A 23560-nucleotide genomic window follows, 5' to 3' on the forward strand; every position below is an offset into this window, starting at 1 on the left:
TTTTCTCTCCAAAACAGTGCATTACACTGGTCTTCTGATCACCGAGTGCATCACAAACATGTCGATAACAATGACAAAGATCCCTACTCCGCCAAACGTGGCTTTTGGTATTCACATATTGGCTGGATGTTGCGCGACTACAATAAGTCTAAAGAAAATGAGTACACCAATTGCCGCGATCTAAAACGCGATAGCATTGTGATGTGGCAACACAACTACTACGTGCCGTTAGCTTTGCTGACTAATATCGGTTTCCCTGTAGCTTTGGGTCTTATCTATGGGGATGTTTGGGGAATGCTGCTGGTTGTTGGCGCAGCTCGCCTGTTCTTGAGCCATCACACAACCTTCTTTATTAACTCTTTGGCGCATGTTTGGGGCAAGCAAACTTTTACGGACAAAAATACGGCCCGCGATAACGGTGTCTTGGCCTTCTTTACCTTTGGCGAGGGTTACCACAATTTTCACCACATCTTTGAAAATGACTACCGCAATGGTGTTTATTGGTGGCACTACGATCCAACTAAATGGCTGATCAAGTCTTGTTCTTGGTTGGGACTGACGTCCAAGCTTCGCACTACATCAACTTTCCGAATTGAAAAAGCGCGAGCAACCCAGTTGTTGAAGAAAGCGAAAGAGAAACTGGAGTCCAAACCCAATGCGCAAACTGTTCTCGATCAACTTCAGCAAGAGTTTGATGCATTGGTTCACCACATGCAGGAATACTACGAAGCACGCAAAGAGTTGCTCGGAGAAAAAACTGCAAGTGTAGTGAAGAAATACGAGTGCTCTGTATCAAAATTGAAGTATCAACAACTTAAAACTGAGTTTGAGCGTCAACAACGCAGTTGGAACTTGATGATCCGTCGTTACGCATAATGCATTAAGTTGCTGAATAAGCCCCGCTTAGTCGGGGCTTTTTGTTTATTTTAGCCGTTACAAATGTGATCTAACTCGAATAATGTTTTTCGATTACTTTTAATTATTTCATCTGCATTTCATTCACCAATCTGCTTATATTTTCTTTCCATTAAAACCCAAAAAACCAGCACATAACACCTACAAAACGAAATTGAAACAAGAGAATCTGTCGGATTTAATTATTAAATTATTATTTGTTTTAGATCATGCAAGTCCCAGATTAGCCTCGTGCCACAGTTAAGAATTCTGTAAATTCCTTGTCATAAATTGAAACAGAATCTTTCTTTTTTTCATAACATCTGGAGACCCCTATGCTAGAGCTCTTAATTGGCTTGGTAGTAACCATTGCGGTGGGCTATTTCATTGTCAAAGGTTACAAGGCAGCTGGCGTACTTTTAACCGCCGGTATCAGTTTGCTTCTTATGACTGGCTTTTTGGGCCATGACGTTCTGCCATCAAGCATCACCTCAACCGGTAACATGGTGACAGACTCGCTAGAATACGTGAAATACATGCTGCAATACCGTGGCGGCGGCCTTGGTATGCAAATCATGTTGCTATGTGGTTTCGCCTCTTACATGACTCACATCGGCGCGAACAACGTTGTCGTGAAACAGTTCTCTAAACCGCTTTCTGTTATCAAGTCTCCTTATGTCCTTTTGGTAGCGGCTTACATTGTGGCGTGTTTGATGTCTCTAGCGGTGAGCTCTGCAACAGGCCTTGGCGTTTTATTGATGGCAACCCTATTCCCAATGATGGTTGCGATGGGTATCTCTCGTCCTGCTGCTGTGGCAGTGTGTGCATCTCCTGCTGCTATTATTCTTTCTCCTACTTCAGGTGACGTCGTTATCGCTGCAGAAAAGTCTGGCTTGGCGCTAGATGTGTTTGCGGTACAAACTGTTCTTCCTGTTTCGATTTGTGCAATCGTCGTAATGGCGGCGGCAACAAATACCTAGATAAGAAAGAAAATACGCCGATGGAAAAAATCGACGTATCAGAAATTAAAGCAGATGCACCAGCGTTTTACGCAGCACTACCATTCTTACCAATCATCGGTGTGTTCCTATTTAATGGCCGTACGATTCCTGGTCTTAGTCTAGATATCTACACCATCGTTGTGGGTTCTATTTTCCTTGGCGCACTTATCCATTATGTCGTGAACAAATTCGACGGCAAAAAAGCGCTTGAAGATTTAGACTCATGCTACGCAGGCATGGCCGATGCATTTAAAGGCGTTGTGATGTTGTTGGTGGCGGCAGGCGTATTTGCACAAGGTCTGATGTCTATTGGTGCTATCGATAACCTACTTCACCTTGCCGATAACGCAGGTGCGGGTGGCGTTGCACTAATGCTTATCCTAACAGGTCTAACCGTTGCAGCGGCTATTGCTACTGGTTCTGGTAACGCGCCTTTCTATGCGTTTGTAGAACTTGCGCCTTCTCTAGCGGCGAAAATGGGCATCAACCCAGCGTTCCTAATCATCCCAATGCTTCAAGCATCAAACCTAGGTCGTACCATCTCGCCAGTATCTGGCGTAATCGTTGCGACATCAGGTATGGCGAACATCAGTCCATTTGAAGTTGTAAAACGCACTTCAGTGCCTGTGCTTGCTGGCCTATTGACGGTAATCATCGGTACTATGGTACTTGTTCCGATGACAGCTTAATCGCGGATTAAAATTCGAATATTCCACAAGGCTCGGCTTTCACGCCGGGCCTTTTTATTTTGCTCTCCTTGAGAATCCTTTCCCTTTGTTCTTATCCCAAATAGCTCTCATATTTCTTACGCAATACGTGCCATATTTAAAAATACCCCACATTATAAGTAAGTCTAATTTGCTTAATATCTCAACTACTTATATAAAACACTGATACATTCACAAAATGGAACTCACTATGACTGCACTGATTGTCTTTATTGTTATTGTTCTGCTGGTTGTGGTTTACGCAATCAGTATTTACAACAAGCTCGTTACTCTACGAAATCGCTTTAAAAACAGCTTCGCTCAAATCGAAGTTCAACTGAAACGTCGATACGACCTAATTCCGAATTTAGTAAACACCGCTAAAGGTTACATGGATCATGAGAAGGAAACGTTTGAACGCGTTATCCAAGCTCGTAACCAAGCGATAGCAGGTTTAAAAGCCGCCAGTGATGCACCAGATAGTGATGCTGCAATTAGCCAGCTTAGCCAAGCAGAAGGCATGTTACAAAACGCTCTAGGCAAACTGAACGTTGTGGTAGAAGCCTACCCTGAATTGAAAGCAAACGAGACGATGAGCCAACTCCAAGAAGAGCTAACCAGTACCGAAAACAAAGTCGCGTTTGCCCGCCAAGCATTTAATGATGCCGTGACCAGCTACAACACTTACAAGCAAACATTCCCACCCGTTATCTTCGCGAACACATTTGGTTTCCAAGACGGTAAGTTACTTGAGTTTGCAGACACAGAAGCAATCCAAGAAGCGCCGAAGGTTGCGTTCTAATGGACTTTTTTCATCATCAAGACACTGCGCGCCAGCGAACTGGACTTTTGGTGATGCTATTCACTTTGGCCGTTTTAGCCATCACAGGGCTAGTGAGTATCATTTCGATTGGCATCTACTTTTATTTCACTGGCGAACCGTTCACCACTCAATCCATCATCAGTTATTGTTTGTTGAGCTTTGTGGGCGTGCTAACGGTTGTTAGCATCAGCTCATTCATTCGTCTTAGTGAGCTAAACGCCAATGGTGGACGTGGCGTTGCAGAAAGTATCGGTGGCAAGTTGATTTCGACAGACACGTCAAATGCGAAACACCGCCAGTTACTCAATGTTGTGGAAGAAATGTCCATCGCTTCGGGGATTCCCGTGCCACCAGTTTATGTGATGACGGAAGAGCACGGCATCAACGCGTTTGCTGCAGGCATGAGCATTGATGATGCCGTCATCGGAGTAACGCAAGGAGCACTAGATGCATTTAGCCGTGACGAACTTCAAGGTGTAATTGCCCATGAGTTCAGCCACATCTTAAATGGTGATATGCGGTTGAATACTCGTCTGATTGGTGCGTTATTTGGCATTACCTGCATTGCTCATTTTGGTCATCTGATCTTGGATAACTCGAACAGCACTCGTCACGTATCACGCAGTTCTTCTGATTCAAACAAAGGCTTCGCTGTCATCATACTGATTGCGATTGTCTGTTTGGTGCTGGGTTGGTTAGGAACCTTGTTCGGCAATATGATCAAAGCAGCGATTTCGCGCCAACGCGAGTTTTTAGCAGACGCCAGTGCCGTGCAGTTCACTCGCAACGATCAAGGGATTGCGGGAGCGTTAAAGAAGATTGGCAGCAACGTTCAAGGCTCTACCTTAAACACGAAAGCCAGTGATGAAATGAGCCACATGATGTTTGGACAGAGTAAATTGTCCGGTTTCTCTAGTTTGTTCGCGACACACCCACCACTGGACGAAAGAATTCGAAGAATCGAACCCAATTGGGACGGAAGCTACGCTCAACACTCTCATGCTCAAAACACGGCGTTTGATAACGAACAAGTCAGTGGCTTTGCCGTAGGTGGCGGCTCTCCTGCTTCGCAATCTGCCTCACCATCGGAGCAATTGAGTGAGACAGGCAAACAGTTGATCAGTCAATTACCACCAGAGTTAGTTGATATCGCACGTGAACCATATAGCGCCCGATTTATCGCATTCGCCCTCATTTTTGATGGCAGCGATATTCAGCGCGAAATGATTAAGTCGTACGTTCCACTCGCATCGCAATCTACATTGCTTCCCTGGTTAGATTACGACTTACCACTTCATCTGCGTTTCCCGTTACTCGAACTCGCTCTGCCGGCACTTAAATCGCTGAGTGAAGCCCAGAAAATCAGCTTATGTAAAGTGCTACGTGAGCTCTCAGAGACGGATAATCAATACTCGCTAGCCGAATGGTGTGTCATCAACTTACTAGAAAAGCAGCTTCTCGCCTCTTTTGGGTTCATCAAACAACACAAGACATTGAAGCAATTAGAGGAAAGTGTGTTTTGGCTATTGCGAGAGCTGGCATGGGTCAGTCACTCTCAAGCAGACAAAGCTCAGCGCGCCTACCATTGTGCCCTCGCCCATTTAGGCTTTCCTGAAGTGACGTTAGAACCAGCTAACAGCAATTGGCATTTAAGTCGCGCCGCATTAGAGTTGTTGCTACAACTGAAACCCAAAGACAGACGAATGTTCGTCAAAGCTTGTCGACTCGCGATTGAATCAGATGGGGAAATTACCGTTGCGGAAGGAGAAATCTATCGCGTCATTGCTTGCTTCCTTGAAGTACCGGAACCACCACTTACAATCTCGGGTTAGCTCAGGCGTGTCTTTTTAAGCCTTTCGCTCCAAACGAAGGTTATTTACTTCAACTTACGAAGAAACTTCACACCAAATAGCGAAGTATCACCAAAACAAAAACGCCAGCGTTAATCGCTGGCGTACTAAATTAAGCTGCTTTAAATCGCTCTGGAATTTGCGTGATGCTTTCACGATAGCTGAACCACAAGTACGTAACAGCAAGTGAAAAGAAAAGATAGGACAACGCAAACACGATTGGTGAAGTAATCAATTGCGCAGACATACCCCACATAACACCTACAACCGTAATAGTCAGTTTAGATAACATGCCGCAAATCAATAGAAACAGCGCTAACTGCGGAAAACGCGAGCTACGGAAAGCAAAGAAATAACAGCTACCCACTGCCAGAGAAGCAATAGATAAACCTAACATAAATGAATGGATGTGATCTGCAGATGCTACACCAGCAGAAACAGAAGCCATGAGTAATAGGAACAATTTCATAAGTCACCTCACAACAAGTCTAAAAAAGCATCCCTTCATAAATGAAAACTCATTTTGCGCTCCATTTTGCTTATCTAGATCGCAATATCAAGCACATTTTTTATTCACTTTCGTCCTTGCTGACAACTCAGAGCGCGCACTTTACATACAGTTAACAAGCAGAATTTTATAAAGCCTTTAAATTCGGCACTTCGGCTGCTTAGCACTTATTTTGAGCACTTTTGTTACAAAAAATTAACTCAAAAACATTTTGAAACTATTTACAGGAAATGTGAGCTAAACGTCGAGTCGTTCTGAATTCACTCAGTTGCACTTAGCTTTACAGGATTGAAAACAAAGCACATTACGTTAGATCAACATTTTTCCTATATACAAAACCATCAATTAACAATTGATTTTATATTTTCAAATTATTTTTAGACCTGTAAGTAAAAAGAGATTCCAATCACATCTTTATTGGTTATAATCCGCGCTCATTGCGTTAAACGTTGAAAAACGCAAACTAATTTTGAGAAAAAACATCTTTAAACCAACACCTCTTTGCGTTGTAGCAAGAGGTAAAACTGAGAATGAAAATGAGCAAGATTGATAAAGCTATGCGCATCCTGCTTGCAGGGTTCTGTATCAACCTTTGTCTTGGCATCCTGTATGCTTGGAGTGTATTCAACAAGGCATTGGTGACTGAATCAGGCTGGAGTGCTGCAGAAGCTTCTGCACCTTACGCAACTGCAACGATCACCTTCTCTATCTGTCTTCTTGTTGCAGGTATCCTTCAAGACCGTATGGGTCCGCGTATGATCCTTATCCTAGGTACTGTTCTTACAGGTCTAGGCATGATCGCATCTGGCTTTGTTGATTCTCCACTAATGCTGAACATTACGTTTGGTGTGATCACAGGTGCAGGTATCGGTTTTGGTTATGCATGTCTGTCACCTTCTGCGATGAAGTGGTTCCACGCTTCGAAGAAAGGTATGGTCAACGGCATTATTGCGGCAGGTTTTGGTCTAGCGGCTATCTATCTTGCGCCAGTAACGTCTGCGCTGATCGACAGCATGGGCATTCAAACCAGCTTTATGGTTCTTGGTGTTGGTATCCTAGCGATTGCGGTTCCTCTTGCAGCAACCATCAACAACCCACCAGCAGACTACACACCTGCAGAGCCGAAAGTAAAAGAAGGCCAAGCACCTAAAGCGGTGAAAAAGTCAGATGACCTAACTTGGAAAGCAATGTTGAAAACGCCACAGTTCTACTCTCTATGGATCATGTACGCGTTCGCAGCTTCTGTTGGTCTAATGATCATCGGTAACATCACGACAATCGCAAGCGTTCAAGCAAACTTGCCAAACGCGGTTTACCTAGCGTCCATTCTTGCTGTATTCAACTCTGGCGGTCGTGTTGCTGCGGGTATGCTTGCAGATAAAATCGGCGGTGTTCGTACGCTTCTACTTGCGTTCGTTCTACAAGGCGTAAACATGGTGTTGTTCGCAACGTTCGATTCTGAGTTTACTCTCATCATCGGTACCGCAATCGCAGCGGTAGGTTACGGTACGCTTCTAGCGGTGTTCCCTACTCTAACAGCTGAGTTCTACGGTCTGAAAAACTACGGTACTAACTACGGTGTGCTTTACACTGCATGGGGTATCGGTGGTGCAATCGGCGCAGCAGTTGTTGGTTTCTCGATGACAAATGGCGACGGCTACACCTTGGCTTACACTATTTCTTCAGCAATGATGGCTGTATGTATCGTACTTGCGTTCATCACTAAGCCACTGTCTGAAGCGAAAGTAGCACAGCTAAAAAACGCATAATTGCGAATTGATTTGATAGCGAAAAGGCTTAACCTATGGGTTAAGCCTTTTTTGTTATCGGTCGTTTATGGAAAGCCCAATCGAACTCGCGCCAGATTACTATTTAGAAAACTTCTTTAAGCTGACTCACCACGCAGTAACGTGGTACAGCGATTTACTGACCGAGGAAGAACACGCCTGGCTTTGTTCGTTTGATTCCTTGAACAAACACGCCCAGTGCCTTTTAGTGCGTTTATACAGCCGAAAAGGATGTTGGTTTCGAAGCGATAAACTCAATTATCAAGAAATCCCATTCATCGATGCTGCGCTGGCGGAATTAGGCGAACAAGATTTCATCTCACTATCCCCACCACTTTCTCATCAAGAGTTGGCGGCTAACTTACTGACCAAACCAGAGATCTCCGCGCTTTATCCCGAACTGCCGAAATCACTCAAGAAAGACGCCCTTGTCGAACGTTTGAGTAATACGGAATTTGATCGCGTAGAGCAACTTGAGTTTACGATCGTCAGACTCAATTCCGCCCACATGATCGACGTGTTGCTCACTCTGTTTTTTGCCAACACCCATCAAGACTTAAGTCAGTTTGTGCTTGATGACTTAGGTCTGCATCAGTTCGAGCAATATCAATTGAGTAAAGTGCGCCGCTTCTTTAATTCACGAGAGCAAATAGACCGCTTAATTGAACTGAGCCAACTGGCCAACCTGTACTGGCAATTTGACCGAAAAGACAAAGCCAATCTCGACCTTCTTATTGAAGCGATGCCTCACCCTGTTCATCATCCTTATGTGGATCGTAAACGTGAGCACATGTTGAATGACATAGCACGTGATTACGAACGGATTGATGAGCTAGAGACCGCCCTATCTCTATTTGGCCAAACTCAACTTACGCCAAGCCGAGAACGACGCGCACGTATCTATGACAAACTGAACCATGATAATTTATTTAGTGACATTGTCACAGAGATGCTTCACTCACCGATCGATGTGTCTGAGCTCGAAGTCGCACAAAAACTTGAGCAGCGGCTGAAACGAAAACAAGGTGAGAAAGTGCCAAGAGTGATAAAGCCAACCTGTATGGAGTACCGAGTTAAACTGGATTTATCTCAACAGAGAGTCGAACTCGCCAGCAAAGCGCACTTTGAATCTTTAGGTTGGAGTGTATTTTACGCCGAAAATGCACTGCTGAATGCATTACTTGGGCTCACTTTTTGGGACGCGATTTTCGCTCCCATTGAAGGGGCATTCATCAATGCCTATCAACACCGTCCTCTGGATTTGTACCATTCCGATTTTGTAGCAAAGCGCCAAGCACTTATTGATGAAGCTTTCGCACAGTTAAAATTGGGTAATACACAAGCGATTTTAACGAAATACGATGAAAAGTTTGGTATCAGCAATCCGTTTGTTCAATGGAGCTTAATAGGCAAGGAATTGCTTGAACAGTCACTCAACACCATTCCTACCCGCACATTACTCGAACTATTTAAGGTTCAGTTAAGCGATCTTAAGCTTTACCGTAATGGGATGCCGGATCTGATTGCTTTTAGAGACAACGAGTTCGAGTGGATTGAAGTAAAAGGGCCCGGCGATAAACTCCAAGATAACCAATGGCGTTGGATCAGAGAGTTTTCTCGCCTTAATGTGCCGTTTGCAGTGTGTTACGTCACCGCGCGAAAAGAAGATGAAAAGCGAATTGACTAGCTTTTAGGCTTTGCAGAAGTCAGCGCTCTTTTCTGTTTTAGCTGGTCAATCACATGGCTTGGTGCGACTTTTTCTAGTTCCGCCAAGCATTCATCCGTTTTCGGATTATCGTAACGAATATAGATATCACAAACCGCGTACAGCTGCTCTGGCGCGCCTGAAATCAAGTAAGCCTGTTCAAAAGATTTCACAGCCTTATCGACACTGAACTCTTCTTGTAGCACACCATTCAAATACCAAAAATAACTATTGTTTTTCGCCATGTTAGCCGCTTTTTCGATTTCATTTGCGGCTTGCTCTTTGTCGTTTAAACGAACGAGCGTCAAAGATTTCGAATAATGCAGGGCTGCATTGTCTGGAAGGCGTTCAATCGCTTTATCTAGTGTATCAATCGCTTCTTGCTCACGTTGCTGCGCGCGGTAATTGTCGGCTAAGTTCAGCCAAACATCTGGGTTTTCCGGCATTTTGGATAACAATGCTTGATAGATATCGTCCGCTTGTTTCCAGTTTTCATGCCAGCGATACACATCGGCTAACAGCAATTGGGTGTTGTTAGCCGTTCCGCTCTTTAAACTCGCTAAAAGCTCGTCCACAGGCTTTTCTATCGCTGGTCTTTGCGCTTCTGTCAAAACAGAATAGTCACGCACTAAGTTCAGTGCTGCCGCAATACGCACGGAAGAGGATTCATCTTTAAGTAGTGGTTCCACCATGCGCCAGCGGTTTTCGATCGCGTAAGGTTGCGCGCCGACTATCGCAGCTTCGCGAATTACCGGGTCTTTATCTTGTAAACCTCGAGCAACAGCCACCAGAGCATTCTGGTTTGGGTAATTACCCAGTTCGCGCAGCGCTTGAACACGTTGTTCGGTCGGCAACTTTTGGTCTTGGGCTTGATAAGCGAGCTTAGAAATCACTTGCTGCGGCGTTGGTTGTTGCACTTGCTCTGCCGCCGTCGGCTGAGCTTGCGTTTGTTCCGTCGGCGTTTGCGCCATAACAGAATGATTAACGACCGCGCCTAATGTGACCGCCAATAACGACTTAGAAAGCATCTTCACTTTGTTCGGTCGACGTTTGCGCGGTGCCAAACACGGTGTCTTTAACAGGGGGGCTTCTGTAGACAATGACATACCAATTCCTCAAAATTTTGTTTCGAATACAGGGCGTTGTTCACTCTCTTGGCGCACGACTGAATCGCTGTATTTGCCATGAGCCACCACGTTACCCGTTGCGCGTAAAATGTATGCCATCGCTTTGTCAGCATGTGCAAAGAATTTCTTCCATCCTGCACATAAATAGTTAAGTCCCGGCTCACCATCACGAGTACGAATGAAACGGTTTTTCGGGCATTCACCGTAGCATGCAAACTGATACTCACAGTCTCGACATTGCTGCGTTAACAAGCGAGATTTTGCAAAACCGAACTTCTGTTGCTCTTTGCTGTAGGCCAGTTCATCCAGCTTGTCATGATGAATATTGCCAATTTTATACTCCGGATAAACGTAATGATCGCATGCAAACACATCGCCATTTGGCTCCATAGCTAACCCCTTACCGCACACCTCACCCAGCGTACAAAGTGGATTAGCACGCCCCATCCAAGCCTCTACACTGGCTTCAAAATATTGCACAAACACTTTGCCGATATCGTTCTTAATCCATTCATCAAAAACCGCAATCAGGAAGTTACCCCAAGCTTCATCAGCAACACACCAAGGTTCCATGACAGAATCTTTGTGACCCGGAATCAAACGCTTGTCTCCTTGTTTAAGCTGTTCTTGCGGTTGCCATTTTTGAGGCGCAGTGGTGCGGAACGTTTTCTGTTCAACAATAGGAATAAACTGCATTTGTGGCGAGCGGACCTCATCTCGCAGAAAACGATATACTTCAAGCGGATTTCGGCTCGTCAGGTTGTTCACACAGGTAAGCGTGGCAAAGTTCACCTGATATTTATGCAGCAACTCCACCGCATTCATGACTTGTTTGAATGTGCCCCGACCGGCTCGGTTGGTTCGATACGCGTTGTGCAGCATTTCAGGACCATCAATACTCAAGCCCACCAAGAAATGGTTCTCGCTTAAGAATTCGCACCATTCGTCATTCAATAACGTGCCGTTTGTTTGCAGATCGTTAGAGATCTTCACGCCTGCGGGCTGGTATTTCTCTTGAAACTCGACAATTTTCTTGAAGTAATCCAAACCCAGCATCGTTGGCTCACCGCCCTGCCAGGAGAAGACGATCTCAGGTGTGTTTTGCCCTTCAATATACTGTTTGATGTAAGCCTCTAACGTGGCTTCATCCATCATTGGTGAACATCCTTTTTTATACTCAAGTAAGTCCTGTTTGCTAAGGTAGTAGCAGTAAGTACAGTCAATGTTACAGGCAGCACCAATGGGCTTTGCCATAACATGTAAACGCTTAGACGCTTTGCCGTTGAACTGAGGACTTTGAGTAATTTGCATGAGTCACCTTTGCTGTTGCGAATTTGAAGGCGTGATCCGGATATTTACCTGCGATTCACTTTGATGACCCAATCATAAATTTCATTAATACCGCAGGCTTGTTATACCGCTTATAACCTATTTTCATGGCGCTTGTTGCTACTCTACTTTGGGCAGTTTGAGATAACCCGTATGCGGCGTTTTGGAAGCATTACGCTATTCATTTCGTGCACAACCAAGGAATGCGACTACGCTTGCTTATGATGAAGGCGAATTTTCAACGCTAACGCGTGGGCGAGAAAATGACATGAGTACAACGTGTAAGTGGTCGTTTAAGGTTATCCGCCCTCATTGCCCTTTTTAGGGATCACAACCTAGTGAAATCAATCGAGGTAAATAATGAACAAAATCCATCTCTGTACTCTTGCCGTCTTAACTAGCTTATCTTTTTCCAGCCTCGCGAAAGATTGCGATGCCAACCTGCTCCCTTCTTGGAAAGACAGCGACAGCAAAACCGCCATTGTGAATTTTGTCGAGCAATCTACCGACAGTTCAAAGGCGACATTTATTCCCGTTTCTGACCGCATTGCCGTGTTCGACAACGACGGTACACTTTGGTCAGAAAAGCCGATTTATTTCCAAATTGCATTCGCGTTAGATCAAATCAAAGCCCTTGCGAAAACGCATCCAGAATGGAAAACGCAGGAACCTTTTAAATCCGTCATTGAAAACGACTTAGAGAAAGTCTTTGCTGGCGGCAAAGAATCGCTACTCCAAATCATGAAAGTCACCCACAGCGGCATGACCGTTGAAGAATACCAACAATCCGTCGAGCAATGGCTTGCGGCAGCGAAAGACAAGCGCTTTGGTAAAGCCTATAACGCTCTCACCTTTAAGCCGATGCGCGAAATGCTTACGTACCTGCAAGAGAACAACTTCAAAACCTACATTGTTTCGGGTGGTGGCGTGGACTTTATGCGCGTGTGGGCTCCAGAGGCGTACAACATTCCTGAAGAACAAATCATCGGCAGTGCGTTGAAATACGAATACAGCTTTAATGATGGTCAACCTAAAGTGATGAAGTTGGGCGAACTGTTAACGCTCGATGATAAAGAAGTGAAAGTCGAAAACATTCAGTACATTATTGGTAAGAAACCAGTGCTCGCCGTTGGTAACTCGGACGGAGACCAAGCGATGATGCAGTGGGCGACAAGCCAACCAAACTCTATGGCGATGATTGTGCATCACACTGACGAAGCGCGCGAGTGGAAATACGACCGTCAATCGGACGTTGGCCGCTTAGATAAAGCGTTAGACGAAGCCAATGCGCGTGACAACTGGCAGCTTATAGACATGAAAAACGATTGGTGCACCGTTTATTAAACAAGAGCGCTGTTCGAAGCCCACTCAATTGACGAGCCAAGACCGAAAAATTCCCCACGCTTTGGGGAATTTTTCTATTTGCACGCCAAATTCTTTTATTTCTTCACGATCACTTCACGCTTCATCACACAAAATGCGCTTCTACTCACTAAGTTGATTTGAAGAGGCAAAATTAGAATGAACAAAACACTTCTTGCGTTACTTGTTACCTGCTCAGTTTCGGTATCTGCGGCTCCTTATGTAGGTCTGGAATATGGACTAGGCACCACTGACCATGATTTGGAACCTCACTTTTCAGCTGACAACGTAACACTCAACCCTGAACTTGAAGATGGTATTTTCTCAGGTTTTGTCGGTTACGCATTTAATGACAACTGGGCATTGGAACTGGGTTACAGCCAGTTTGACCTTGATGATAGTCGTTCAAAAAACCTAGGTATCAAGCCAGTCGATGGCAAAGATTACCATCATGAAATGGATTGGGATGCGTCAATCAAAGCCAAACAAGTGTCGTTGGCTCCAGTGTTTAGTTACGCATTAAATGATAAATGGACAACCAAGTTCAAAGCGGGTCTAACTTACACACAATACGACGCCAAGGTTTCTAAACATCAAGATTATGAACTTGTTGCGAATGACGATGTGGAAATGACCAACACGCTTTTCCATAGCGCGGAGAAAAATAACGAGTTAGGCGCAATGTTCTCTGTGGGCGCGGAATACCAAGTGTTCCCAAAGCTCACCATTGGCGCAAACGCAAAATACCAACTAGACAGCTACGCAAACACAGCATCCTTTAACGTAGGCACAACTTACTACTTTTAATTTAAGGAAACGATAATGAAAAAAATGATTTTGGCATCCATGTTTGCCCTACTTTCAAGCTCGGCTTTCGCCGCTTTTAATGGCCCAGAAGTAAGCGTAATCAACACAGTGAAAGATGCGCAAAACGCAACTGAAGACAGCGCCGTAATGCTCACTGGGCACATCATTCAATCACTAGGTAACGAGACTTACTTGTTCAAAGACAGCACTGGCGAAATCGAAGTAGAGATCGACAACGAAGAATGGATGGGCTTAGACGTGACACCAAACGACAAAGTGGCAATTCGTGGCGAAATCGATTCAGAATGGACCACCATGCAAATCGACGTAGATACCATCCAAAAGCTATAAACGAGCCCTAACAACGAAGAGCCCTAACAACGAAAGTCCTCTAGCCAAGGAGCTATTGTTGAAACAGTAAAAAATAGTGATAAAACAAAGCCACCCATCTGTGGCTTTGTTTTGCTCATCTCATAAGGTTGGACTTAGTGCGTCACGCACGGGCAATCTTTAGGTAGCACCAACTTCAAACTCTTTGGTTGCACTTCAAATCGAATTTTACGGGAATGATACGGTTCGCCATCCAAGTTAAGTGGTAGAGGATTCGGAAAATCGATCTCCAACCAACTGGCTCGGGTGTGTTTCACAAACTCGCCTTTCTCGGATGGGTTGTTAATCTCTTCAATGACTTTGGGCAATTCATGCGGTAAAAACGGACGAACCAGCGTTAAGTCCATCAAACCATCATCAATCATCGCATGGGGAGCGAGCTGTTGACCGCCACCAGCTAAGCGGCTGTTGCAAAATGCCCCTAACAACATTTCGCCATCGTAACGGCCCCCTTCGATAGTGATGCTGCCATCATAAGGTTTGAAGCCGAGCGCCTTAACCACGCCAGTCAGTGTGTAAGCCCCACCACCGAGAAAGTTTTTTAACTCAACAGGCGTTTCTGCCGTCACTTCTGCGCCAAAACCCGCCGCCGCAACATTGATAAAGCAACGATCGTTCGCCTTAACGCAATCAACAGACAGCGCTTGCCCTTCCACTGCCAACGTTAATGCATCAGCAATCGAATCTGGAATATGATTCGCGGTCGCAAAATCATTGGCCGTACCAAGCGGAATAATGGCAAGTTCAGGGCGACTTTCATGAGCAATGTGGATAAGTGCCGAAGCAGCCTCATTGACAGTGCCATCGCCACCCGCAACAACAATACGCTCAATACCATCCGTTACCGCTTCTTTCACGAGACGCGGCATATCTTGCGATTCCCAAGTGACGCGAACTTGCACATCTACGCCCCTGTCTCTCATTTTCATGATGGCGTTTCTTAGCTCAGGATTACCGGCTTTTTTGCCGTTTAGAATCGCTCGTATTGTCTTCATATGGACTTCCTATTTCTTGATGACTTTCCCTGCGTGTTTGATTTGCGCGCGCAACCACTGATGAGCACTTTCATTAGTGCGACTAGGGTGCCAAATGGTGCAAAGATCGTAAGTTGTTACATCAAATGGAAACGGCAGTGCTTTCACATGATAGGTATTACTGAACAACTTAATCATCGATTCTGGCATCAAACCAATGTATTCGCTACCGCAGATAACCGGCAACATTTCCAGTGCTCCTGCGGCTCGATACATGATTTTGCGTTTGTCCAAATCAACAATATCTTCTGCACTCAGCATGCTTTTTCGGCTTTGCCACTGCGATACTGCGACGTGTTCTTCTTCAAAAAACTGCTCTTGAGAAATGCTCTCTGCGATACGAGGGTGATCTTTGTTACACACCACCATCAAACGCTCAGTGATCACGGGTTCAACTTTCAAGACCGTTCTCCCGCGTGGTGCTAAATCGATAATCAAATCATAACGTTGTAAGCGTAGATCACTTTCGTAATCCTCAGTAAACAGCGGGTGCACTTCCAAAGCGATATTCGGCGCTAACTCGTGAATCTGCTTCATCAACTGTGGCAGCAACTCGTAGCTTAAAATCGACACGCAAGCGATAGAGAAAATGCGATTGGAAACTTTAGGATCAAACTCAACCGATGCCGACAGCGTCGAGGTAAAGTTCTTTATCGCTGCAACCATAGCCGGATAAATATCGACAGCAAACGATGTTGGCTCAACACCAGAAGAACTGCGGTGAAACAATGGTTCGTCGTAGATATCGCGCAATCTTGCTAGCGCTTTACTCACCGCGGGTTGGGTGATGTCTAAACGTGCCGCCGCCCGAGACAAATTACGCTCTTCGTAGATGGCGATAAAAATGGGGATGAGATTAAGATCGGTCGGTTTCATGCTATTAAATTTTTCGAAAATCACTTTTTCTATTTTAATCTAACAGCATGATAGTTAACGTAGCTAAGTACAAGAAATGGGCGGTACGACCTGTTTTAATGAGTTTTAACTCAATTTTGACGTACTCCATTCACCGCATAAGTGGGCTGCTAACGTGCAGGCCAAAGCTTACATTAAGATTTGCCTAAATATGGGGTAAGAAACTCGCTGACTTCCTTGCCGCATAAACCAATTTCTACCTCAATACCGGCTTGTTTTAGAATCTCGATACCTCGACCACTGTTGCGCGGATCTGGATCCAACATGGCTACGACGACTTTGCCAATACCGGATTTCACTAATGTCACCGCGCAAGCTGGCGTACGACCTACAAACGAACACGGTTCGAGCGTAACGTATGCCGTCACCGATTCTAACGAGCCTTGATATGCATTCAGCGCTTCTACTTCCGCGTGGTTGCCACCAATAGCTTGAGTATGACCTTCTGAAACGATTTGATTGTCTTTCACTAACACGCAGCCAACCGGCGGGTTGGGTTGACATTCAGGAAGCGCATTTTTGGACACTTCCAATGCGCGGCGCATAAACTCTTGGCTCATTTGAACTCTATTCTCTAATAAAAACGAGGCGCTATATTAGCGCCCCGTTTTATTCATTGCCATCTCTTCCAATGACTTTGTCCAGTTCTGGTAACGCTCGCGGTATACGGAATTTAAAGCGTTGTTGTTTGGTCTGGATCTTGCGCCACATCGACTTCATTAAATGAGCGCTATTTTCACCATTTTGCATTCGCGACGCACTTTTTTGCCACGATTCACTCGAATCGGCTTTGGTCATTTCCAGCTCTGCCGTATTTAAACGCAATTGTTTGTACAATACGGTCCTTGCTTCAGACCAACGTTTAGCCTTTAACAAACGGTGGAACGTCAACCATGCTGGTGTCGGTTTGTTGCGGTAGTAACGTTTAATGGCTACCAATGAAACAGTCACAAAACCCAGAAATACAAGCGTAGATACAATCCATGCAAAGTACGTTTTGATGAAGGATTTCAACGTGTGCTTCGCGGCAAATGTTTTGCCCTCTAGCACCACCGTTTCCACTTGTTGAGTCTTACTGTTCCACCAACGGAACTCATAATCTGGCAGGGTTAATTCACCACCTTGTTGAATCACGTACACACTCTCTTCTGTGCGTGTTGACTGGTAATCACCACGTGTTTGCGTATCTGTAAGACGGTGCGGTTGAGGATACGCTTGGTAACGGGTTGTCGATTCTCCTTTCAACAAGTCTGGTAACAACACAGATAGTGAATCTTGAGCTGAAACGGTGATTTTACGCGTGATTGCATCCCCAACTTTGAGTGACTCAGTGGAGGTTTCCCACTCTTGTTTTACGTCTACGTGCGTTGCAGAAAACCAAGGCGTGTCACCGCTCAACAATCCCGATGGCAAGACAGTTTTGAACTTAATCGGCTGCGTGTAAAGTGTGCCTGACACCTTCTCGCCGTCCGGCGCCGACACCTGAACGCCCACAGCGACAGGTGGAATCACAAAATCACCAGATGCTTGTGGATACAAAGTCACTTCCCAGCGTTGACGCGACCAAGTTTGTCCGCCCTTGTGCTCCGTGAAGTTAGTGGCTAACTGATTACGCTGTTTGGCGATAACATTGGGCATTTCAATACTGCCAATTCGCGTCCCACCCGTAAACCAGCGCGGCGTTGCCACTTCGATGGTTAAAATGACTTGCTCGTTGACACTAAAACTTGGCGTTTTACGCTTTTCTCCAGCCGTTGGTTGTTGACCAACCCACGCTTGCAACTCAACACCATGATTGCGTTGAAGATCGTAAATATCCTGAGCGAAAACGTGACGACTTACGAATAGACTCAAACAAACCACTAACCATGCCACTATCCGTACAGGAAGAGCAAAAGAGTTAACGCGATGGACATTCATCATCATTGGGCCGCCTCCTCTGTATTGTGTTCCGTTGTCGTAGTTGAGCTACCCGTTGTTGGCGAGCGTAATTGAATTTGAAATTTAGCGCGTAAGAAATACTTCGGGTCCGCTTCGACTCGCTTTAGCCACTTGTCGGCTAATTCTTGGCTACCTAAGATGTCGTCTGCGCTTAACGTCTCTTTAATCATCAACTCCGCTGACGTTTGTTCATCCGCTCCTTCTGCGGTTTGAGGGTTGTCGCCTAGCTCGGTTGACGCCTCTTGCTCTGTTCCGGCTTGACTTTCACTCATCTGATTTATCTCATCGACGATGCCAGCAATCACTTTCAAGTTGTGCTCAACATCAGGTCTTAACGACTCGCTCAACGTTGGCTTGCTGGCTAGGGATTTTAACAAGTCACGTGCAGCCAAATATTCACGCTGGCGCGCCAACGCGCTCGCCGCATTGTAAAGACCGTAATCTCTAACCTCTTCGGACGGGTCGTTTTGCATTTCCAAAAACGCACTGTGCGCGAGCTCAAACTCGCTAGCGTAGTAGTACGCCGTGCCTTTGCGTAATGGATCGACAAAGTGTTTTGCAGCTTCTAAATACGCTTGTTGGTTGAACAAACGCTGTCCTTGTTGGTCTGGCGTCAGCCACAAATCCCACCACCATTGTGCCACCTTGTCGAAGGTCGTCACTTTTTGCACAACTTGTGGCTGCTCGGCTTTCACAGAAATGTTCTCCGCCATTGCACTGGTCGGCATCAACAGTGTACCGCTCACCATTGCAATCACGCACCACTGCACTAACCACCCTTTTCTAAACCACAGCATCATGATCAACGCGATTGGGAACAGCAGTTGATAACCCATGTCTTTCCAAGGCATTGAAGATTCGCCATTAAGCTGCATATTGCGCTCAACGTATCGATTCAGTTGTTCGATATCACTGTTATCGACCGTCACTTCCACCAATCGACCGTTGGTCTGGCTGGCCAGTTTTTGCAGAGAATCCAAATCCATCGGGTTGTTACTCACGATGTCTGTATTCCCCGCAGCAAGAATTAACAGTTGATAAGGTTTGCCTGCAAAATACGCTTGGTATTGCTTAATTGTGGCCGGGTTCACGCCATCGCTCACCAACAAAACGGTGGAGCCTGGTTGACCTTGCAATTGTTGATCAATTAACGGCAAGGCTTTTTCAGCAAGCTTACCTTGCACGGGCATGATTTCTGGCGCAATGGCCGCCAAGAATGGGTCAAATACTTTGCTGTCTTGAGTCACAGGCATCGCCACATGAGCACTGCCCGCAAACACGACTAAACCCGTTTTTCCGCCTTTTCGCGCAACTAACAAATCGCGTATTTTCTGTTTGGAACGCTCAAGGCGGCTTGGTGGGAGATCTTTTTGCAGCATCGAGTCGCTGTTATCAAGCACCACAAGCAGAGAGGCTTTATCTTCACCAAAGGGAGAAGATTCACGTTGCCACGTTGGGCCTGCACAAATCACAATGGCGAGTAGCACAATCAGCATCAAGAGCTTAAGCGGCAGTTGCTTGCGCCAACCTCGCTCGCCTATCGTCAAAGCATTGCGTAAATGTTCGGGCAGAACATCCTTCCAGCTTGGTTTGCTTTCTTCTCGCCAGCGCAACCACACCAAGAAAAACATGGGGATCAAAGCAAGTAACCACAACGGTCGAATAAAATGAAACTGCGTAAAGAATTGCGTCCAACTAAGAGAATCAAACATCGCTCTCTCCTAATGATGATCGTGTTGCAGCCCTTCTTTTGAGTGTCGCGACGCTGAACGCGAGTAAATGCATGATGACCACTAACGCCATCAAGTAATGGTGAAGACTTTGTTTCGGCCGGTATGTGGTGCTTTCGTAAAGTTGAGGTTCCAGTTTGCCAATCTCGTCGTAGGCAGCCGATAGTTCATCACGGTTGAGAGCTTCAAACGCTTCACCGCCGGATTCTTTCGCTATGCGATGAATCGTGTCCATATCCAACGCGGATTCACCTATCGTTTCCGGATCACCCATCGCAATCACGTGCACTCGCACGCCTTTGGCTTTCGCAACTTTCGCCGCATCAATCGGTTCGACAAAGCTGCCCGTGTCATTACCATCGGTTAATACAATCGCGACTTTTTCACGGTTTTGCTCTTGTTCTAAAGCACCACGCGACTTATCGCTTTGCTCAAAAACTTTAATCGCTAAGCCAATCGCATCACCAAGATGGGTACTCTGCCCTGCCATTGCCACATCGGTTTGGTTAAGCAGTTCGAGCCACACTTTTTGGTCTGCGGTAAATGGCGTTTGCACAAAAGCGGCATCTCCAAAAAGTACCAAGCCTAATCGGTCACCTTTACGAGACTGAACAAACTCCGTCAGCACTTCTTTTGCCGCATCAAGGCGAGAAATTTTTTCACCTGTACGAGACGTGAAATCAGGCTCAGCCATGGAACCCGAAAGATCCACCACCACCATAACATCGCGCCCTAAACTCTCGCGAACTTGAGGCTCGCCTAACACGGTGGGTTTTGCCATCGCACACACCACCAAAAGCCATGAGAGAATTAACGTTGCTCGTTGCCACCAGCTTGGGGTTAACTGGCTTGCACCTTCTGACGGCGTCTCGCCAATCGCTTCCACCAACTGACTAAAAAACGGCACTTTGATCGCCATTTGCTTAGTGCGATATGCAGGCACCAAGTAGTACACCACCAATGGCAGCGGCAAAATCAGAAACCACATTGGGTGAGCAAATTCAAAACCAGACAAACCAGTTAGCGATACAAGAAGATCATTCATGTTGACCTCCCTGATTTGCTTTGCGTTTCAATAGTGGTGATTTCTTTGCCGCGCTTTTTTTAGCATCACAACGGTGCTCACTCACCCAGTTTTTCGCACGAGCAATAAGCGTTACTCGCTCTTCGTTGGTTAGCATAATGCTTGGGTCAACAATACTTTGTAGCCAGCGCTTTGAAAGCTCATCGTTAAAGACCACTTGCGAGTTTGCTTGAGAATCTCCGGTTTGCGGATATAGCGCATCGAGCTTTCGCAAAAAGGCGGTATCAAACAATTTCGCGTTACGGCTATCAACATGAATCAACACAATTTTAAGCACAGAGAACAATGCTTTAGGCATGCCTTTGTCGCTCGGTTTGATTTGCGAAATCGTCAACAGAGCTTCTTGTCGGTAGCGGTTACACCACCACTGTCGAGCCAAACGATACGCGACATACACCAGTGCAATGAGCGCAACCGCCGCTAAAATCTTCCAGCCAATAGTTTGCGGATACCAACTCACGCTTGGTGGCACGGCTACATCATGTAGCTCTCTGAGTATATAGGTACTCGGAGGCGTAGGAAGACCACTCATTTAACGCCCTCCTACCAGTTTTTGAAATTGTTTAATGTGCTCGCCTGTCGTATCGAGTTCGATGTGCGGAAGGTGTTTCATCGCCATAAGTTGAGAGAGTGATTGACGCTGTAAGCTAGTTCGAGCCTCAAGCTTTGCGCTCGCGGCCTCTACCTTTGCTTGGCTGTCTAAATTGAGTTGATACTGCCCATCACCAACCACCCATTTCGATTTTGCCAAATCGTCTGGTAGCGCTTGTTCTAATGGGTCACTGACCATCACTGCAAGAACATCGTTGTGCTGTTGTAGCTGTTTAAGGTGGTCAAGATGGTGCTCCTCGCAGTCGCTCCAGTCGCTGATAAAAATCAAAGTGGATTGTTTGAGCTTCATGCGTTTAATGAGCTCAATCCATTGACTGAACGTCACTTTTTCGGAATTGCGGGAGTCCACATTGAGCGATTGATTGGCTTTAGCGAGACGCTTAAGTTGAGCCAGAAGATCGTTTTGCGAACGCTGCGCCTTGGTGTGAAACAACGCCTGTTGGGATGCGATGACAAAACCAACTCGGTCGCCATCTTTTAACACGCGCCACCCGCACATGGCCGCGATTTCAGCCGCGACAACCGATTTCATTACTTGCGTCGAAGCAAAAAACATTGCGCTGCGCTGGTCGACACACACGATCACGTTGCGATCTTTTTCTTCGGTGTAGCTGCGCACGTGCGGCTTGCCTGTGCGCATCGTGACTTTCCAATCCAGGTTACGAATGTCGTCACCCAATTGATAATGGCGCAGCTCTTCGAAGTTCAATCCACGACCGCGAAACAGCGAATTGTGGCGGCCTGAGAGTACGCTGCCCGCTTTTAGATGAGGAAGTAAACTGAATGATTCTGCTTGTGCTTGCAGACGTACTAAACGAGCGTAATCGCAGTACAAACGGGGATCCATCCCCTGTGATTTTGGCGCAAGAGTTGGCTGAGCCATAATGCCTCCCGCTTACCCAATTTCTACACAATCTAGCAGCTCTTGCACGACGCGTTGGTGATCGACTCCGTCTGCTAGTGCATCGTAGGTCAAAGAAAAACGGTGGCCCAGTACAGACGGAACCATGGCTCGCACATCGTCAGGAGTGACATGGTCACGTCCTTGCATCCACGCATACGCACGAGCGCATTTGTCTAGTGCGATGGAGGCACGGGGACTAGAGCCAATCTCAATCCATTTTGCTAAGTTTGAATCGGCATAACGCTCTGGCTTACGAGTCGCCATCACTAACGCGACAATGTAGTTTTCCACTAGGTCTGATACCACGATGTTTGGTAACTGACGGCGCGCTTCTAGCACCACGTCTGGCTCGATGTGTTTTGGCGTAATAATTTCGCTGCTGGTTTCCGCACCTAATTCTTCACTGCGCACCAAACGGATGATGTCACGTTCAGCGTCGTCTTCTGGGTAATCGACGGTAACCTTCATGATAAAACGGTCCATTTGCGCTTCTGGCAGCGGGTACGTGCCCTCTTGTTCTACTGGGTTTTGCGTTGCAAGCACCATAAATAAGTCTGGCAATACATGAGTTTTATCGCCTACCGTGATTGTGCCTTCGGCCATGGCTTCAAGTAGTGCTGCTTGTACTTTGGCTGGCGCGCGGTTGACCTCATCGGCAAGCACTATGCTGTTAAAAATTGGCCCTGGTTGAAAATGGAGTTGCGGCTTGCCATCCAACTCTTGATATACCTCGGTTCCCGTCACGTCCGATGGCAAAAGGTCCGGCGTAAACTGGATTCGACCAAAACTGGTGTTTAACAAGTTGGCCAACGATTTTACAGAACGTGTTTTTGCCGTTCCCGGTAAACCTTCGAGAAGAATGTGCCCGTTCGTTAATAACCCGATGACTAAAGCTCGAACCACGTGGCTTTGTCCAATGACGCTTTTTTCTGTTTGTTCGATGAGTTCTTTTATCGCTTGTTGTGCGTGGTTCATAGGGTACCTTTCAGTGGTTTAAGCCGTCTTTTCAATAGTTAAGTATAAGAACAAATGAAATAACTTAAGGTTATA

General features: G+C 46.0%; 20 protein-coding genes and 1 pseudogene. 9 read left to right on the plus strand and 12 right to left on the minus strand.

What is annotated here, in order from left to right:
• The 4 genes and pseudogenes from OU793_RS18295 to OU793_RS18310 all read left to right on the plus strand — a co-directional run.
• Positions 1–876: fatty acid desaturase (locus OU793_RS18295; protein WP_274647816.1), on the plus strand; the 876-nt coding region annotated here is incomplete at its 5' end.
• A gap of 353 nt (positions 877–1229) precedes the next feature.
• Positions 1230–2584 (plus strand): annotated as a pseudogene (dcuC, locus tag OU793_RS18300) (anaerobic C4-dicarboxylate transporter DcuC).
• Positions 2585–2813: 229 nt separating this feature from the next.
• Positions 2814–3404, plus strand: a complete 591-nt coding sequence (locus tag OU793_RS18305; protein ID WP_005486526.1) for a LemA family protein — start codon at positions 2814–2816, stop codon at positions 3402–3404.
• Complete coding sequence (locus tag OU793_RS18310; RefSeq protein WP_159404324.1) at positions 3404–5257, plus strand: M48 family metallopeptidase; 1854 nt, start codon at positions 3404–3406, stop codon at positions 5255–5257. The genes OU793_RS18305 and OU793_RS18310 overlap by 1 nt, the downstream gene beginning before the upstream one ends.
• Positions 5258–5387: 130 nt before the next feature.
• On the opposite strand, the gene OU793_RS18315 is transcribed toward OU793_RS18310, so the two are convergent.
• The gene (locus OU793_RS18315) at positions 5388–5744 is read right to left on the minus strand and encodes a hypothetical protein (protein ID WP_005454342.1); all 357 of its coding nucleotides are present in this window, start codon (positions 5742–5744) and stop codon (positions 5388–5390) included.
• A 575-nt stretch (positions 5745–6319) separates the two neighbouring features.
• On the opposite strand from OU793_RS18315, the gene OU793_RS18320 reads away from it, so the two are divergent.
• Together OU793_RS18320 and OU793_RS18325 are read left to right on the plus strand one after the other, a co-directional pair.
• On the plus strand, positions 6320–7552 hold the full coding sequence (locus OU793_RS18320; protein WP_005486542.1) for an OFA family MFS transporter: 1233 nt from the start codon (positions 6320–6322) through the stop codon (positions 7550–7552).
• A 67-nt stretch (positions 7553–7619) separates the two neighbouring features.
• Complete coding sequence (locus tag OU793_RS18325; RefSeq protein WP_140103073.1) at positions 7620–9257, plus strand: VRR-NUC domain-containing protein; 1638 nt, start codon at positions 7620–7622, stop codon at positions 9255–9257.
• Here OU793_RS18325 and OU793_RS18330 read toward each other — a convergent pair.
• Together OU793_RS18330 and OU793_RS18335 are read right to left on the minus strand one after the other, a co-directional pair.
• Positions 9254–10381, minus strand: a complete 1128-nt coding sequence (locus OU793_RS18330) for a tetratricopeptide repeat protein (protein WP_140103074.1) — start codon at positions 10379–10381, stop codon at positions 9254–9256. The two genes, OU793_RS18325 and OU793_RS18330, sit on opposite strands and share 4 nt — an antisense overlap.
• Before the next feature lie 9 nt (positions 10382–10390).
• Positions 10391–11713, minus strand: a complete 1323-nt coding sequence (locus OU793_RS18335; protein ID WP_053048046.1) for an anaerobic sulfatase maturase — start codon at positions 11711–11713, stop codon at positions 10391–10393.
• 378 nt (positions 11714–12091) lie between these two features.
• Here OU793_RS18335 and OU793_RS18340 point away from each other — a divergent pair, with 378 nt between their 5' ends.
• The 3 genes from OU793_RS18340 to OU793_RS18350 all read left to right on the plus strand — a co-directional run bounded on the left by OU793_RS18340 (position 12092) and on the right by OU793_RS18350 (position 14251).
• Positions 12092–13075, plus strand: a complete 984-nt coding sequence (locus OU793_RS18340) for an HAD family phosphatase (RefSeq protein ID WP_025633703.1) — start codon at positions 12092–12094, stop codon at positions 13073–13075.
• Positions 13076–13252: 177 nt separating this feature from the next.
• Positions 13253–13900: an AcfA family outer membrane beta-barrel protein gene (locus OU793_RS18345; RefSeq protein ID WP_140103075.1), complete on the plus strand. Its 648-nt coding sequence runs from the start codon at positions 13253–13255 to the stop codon at positions 13898–13900.
• A 15-nt stretch (positions 13901–13915) separates the two neighbouring features.
• On the plus strand, positions 13916–14251 hold the full coding sequence (locus tag OU793_RS18350) for a YgiW/YdeI family stress tolerance OB fold protein (RefSeq protein WP_005454158.1): 336 nt from the start codon (positions 13916–13918) through the stop codon (positions 14249–14251).
• Positions 14252–14385: 134 nt separating this feature from the next.
• Here OU793_RS18350 and yegS read toward each other — a convergent pair whose 3' ends face one another.
• The 9 genes from yegS to OU793_RS18395 all read right to left on the minus strand — a co-directional run bounded on the left by yegS (position 14386) and on the right by OU793_RS18395 (position 23485).
• Complete coding sequence (yegS, locus tag OU793_RS18355; protein WP_140103076.1) at positions 14386–15285, minus strand: lipid kinase YegS; 900 nt, start codon at positions 15283–15285, stop codon at positions 14386–14388.
• A 9-nt stretch (positions 15286–15294) separates the two neighbouring features.
• A complete protein-coding gene (locus OU793_RS18360; protein WP_005454286.1) occupies positions 15295–16200 on the minus strand; it encodes a LysR family transcriptional regulator in 906 nt (301 codons plus the stop codon).
• Positions 16201–16373: 173 nt separating this feature from the next.
• Positions 16374–16799, minus strand: a complete 426-nt coding sequence (locus OU793_RS18365) for a bifunctional diaminohydroxyphosphoribosylaminopyrimidine deaminase/5-amino-6-(5-phosphoribosylamino)uracil reductase RibD (protein WP_005454234.1) — start codon at positions 16797–16799, stop codon at positions 16374–16376.
• 49 nt (positions 16800–16848) lie between these two features.
• On the minus strand, positions 16849–18165 hold the full coding sequence (locus OU793_RS18370; RefSeq protein ID WP_140103077.1) for a BatD family protein: 1317 nt from the start codon (positions 18163–18165) through the stop codon (positions 16849–16851).
• Positions 18162–19892, minus strand: coding sequence for a VWA domain-containing protein (locus tag OU793_RS18375; RefSeq protein WP_159404322.1), 1731 nt, complete (start codon positions 19890–19892; stop codon positions 18162–18164). The genes OU793_RS18370 and OU793_RS18375 overlap by 4 nt, the downstream gene beginning before the upstream one ends.
• Positions 19885–20955: a VWA domain-containing protein gene (locus OU793_RS18380; RefSeq protein WP_140103079.1), complete on the minus strand. Its 1071-nt coding sequence runs from the start codon at positions 20953–20955 to the stop codon at positions 19885–19887. Before OU793_RS18380 ends, OU793_RS18375 begins: the two co-directional genes overlap by 8 nt.
• Entirely contained in the window at positions 20948–21526 is a 579-nt protein-coding gene (locus tag OU793_RS18385) for a DUF4381 domain-containing protein (RefSeq protein ID WP_140103080.1), read from the minus strand. Before OU793_RS18385 ends, OU793_RS18380 begins: the two co-directional genes overlap by 8 nt.
• Entirely contained in the window at positions 21527–22489 is a 963-nt protein-coding gene (locus OU793_RS18390; protein ID WP_140103081.1) for a DUF58 domain-containing protein, read from the minus strand. It lies immediately after the preceding gene.
• A gap of 12 nt (positions 22490–22501) precedes the next feature.
• A complete protein-coding gene (locus tag OU793_RS18395) occupies positions 22502–23485 on the minus strand; it encodes a MoxR family ATPase (RefSeq protein ID WP_005376549.1) in 984 nt (327 codons plus the stop codon).
• Positions 23486–23560 lie beyond the last annotated feature (75 nt).

It is taken from the genome of Vibrio sp. VP6 (genome assembly GCF_028823755.1).
GTDB classification, from domain to species: Bacteria; Pseudomonadota; Gammaproteobacteria; order Enterobacterales; family Vibrionaceae; genus Vibrio; species Vibrio parahaemolyticus.

Coding starts and splice junctions, on each gene's coding strand:
- OU793_RS18375 (WP_159404322.1), bottom strand. CDS start 19,892: ATGTTTGATTCTCTTAGTTGGACGCAATTCTTTACGCAGTTTCATTTT.
- OU793_RS18350 (WP_005454158.1), top strand. CDS start 13,916: ATGAAAAAAATGATTTTGGCATCCATGTTTGCCCTACTTTCAAGCTCG.
- OU793_RS18360 (WP_005454286.1), bottom strand. CDS start 16,200: ATGAAACCGACCGATCTTAATCTCATCCCCATTTTTATCGCCATCTAC.
- OU793_RS18340 (WP_025633703.1), top strand. CDS start 12,092: ATGAACAAAATCCATCTCTGTACTCTTGCCGTCTTAACTAGCTTATCT.
- OU793_RS18335 (WP_053048046.1), bottom strand. CDS start 11,713: ATGCAAATTACTCAAAGTCCTCAGTTCAACGGCAAAGCGTCTAAGCGT.
- OU793_RS18320 (WP_005486542.1), top strand. CDS start 6,320: ATGAGCAAGATTGATAAAGCTATGCGCATCCTGCTTGCAGGGTTCTGT.
- yegS (WP_140103076.1), bottom strand. CDS start 15,285: ATGAAGACAATACGAGCGATTCTAAACGGCAAAAAAGCCGGTAATCCT.
- OU793_RS18385 (WP_140103080.1), bottom strand. CDS start 21,526: ATGAGTGGTCTTCCTACGCCTCCGAGTACCTATATACTCAGAGAGCTA.
- OU793_RS18365 (WP_005454234.1), bottom strand. CDS start 16,799: ATGAGCCAAGAGTTTATGCGCCGCGCATTGGAAGTGTCCAAAAATGCG.
- OU793_RS18390 (WP_140103081.1), bottom strand. CDS start 22,489: ATGGCTCAGCCAACTCTTGCGCCAAAATCACAGGGGATGGATCCCCGT.
- OU793_RS18305 (WP_005486526.1), top strand. CDS start 2,814: ATGACTGCACTGATTGTCTTTATTGTTATTGTTCTGCTGGTTGTGGTT.
- OU793_RS18370 (WP_140103077.1), bottom strand. CDS start 18,165: ATGATGATGAATGTCCATCGCGTTAACTCTTTTGCTCTTCCTGTACGG.
- OU793_RS18395 (WP_005376549.1), bottom strand. CDS start 23,485: ATGAACCACGCACAACAAGCGATAAAAGAACTCATCGAACAAACAGAA.
- OU793_RS18380 (WP_140103079.1), bottom strand. CDS start 20,955: ATGAATGATCTTCTTGTATCGCTAACTGGTTTGTCTGGTTTTGAATTT.
- OU793_RS18345 (WP_140103075.1), top strand. CDS start 13,253: ATGAACAAAACACTTCTTGCGTTACTTGTTACCTGCTCAGTTTCGGTA.
- OU793_RS18325 (WP_140103073.1), top strand. CDS start 7,620: ATGGAAAGCCCAATCGAACTCGCGCCAGATTACTATTTAGAAAACTTC.
- OU793_RS18330 (WP_140103074.1), bottom strand. CDS start 10,381: ATGTCATTGTCTACAGAAGCCCCCCTGTTAAAGACACCGTGTTTGGCA.
- OU793_RS18315 (WP_005454342.1), bottom strand. CDS start 5,744: ATGAAATTGTTCCTATTACTCATGGCTTCTGTTTCTGCTGGTGTAGCA.
- OU793_RS18310 (WP_159404324.1), top strand. CDS start 3,404: ATGGACTTTTTTCATCATCAAGACACTGCGCGCCAGCGAACTGGACTT.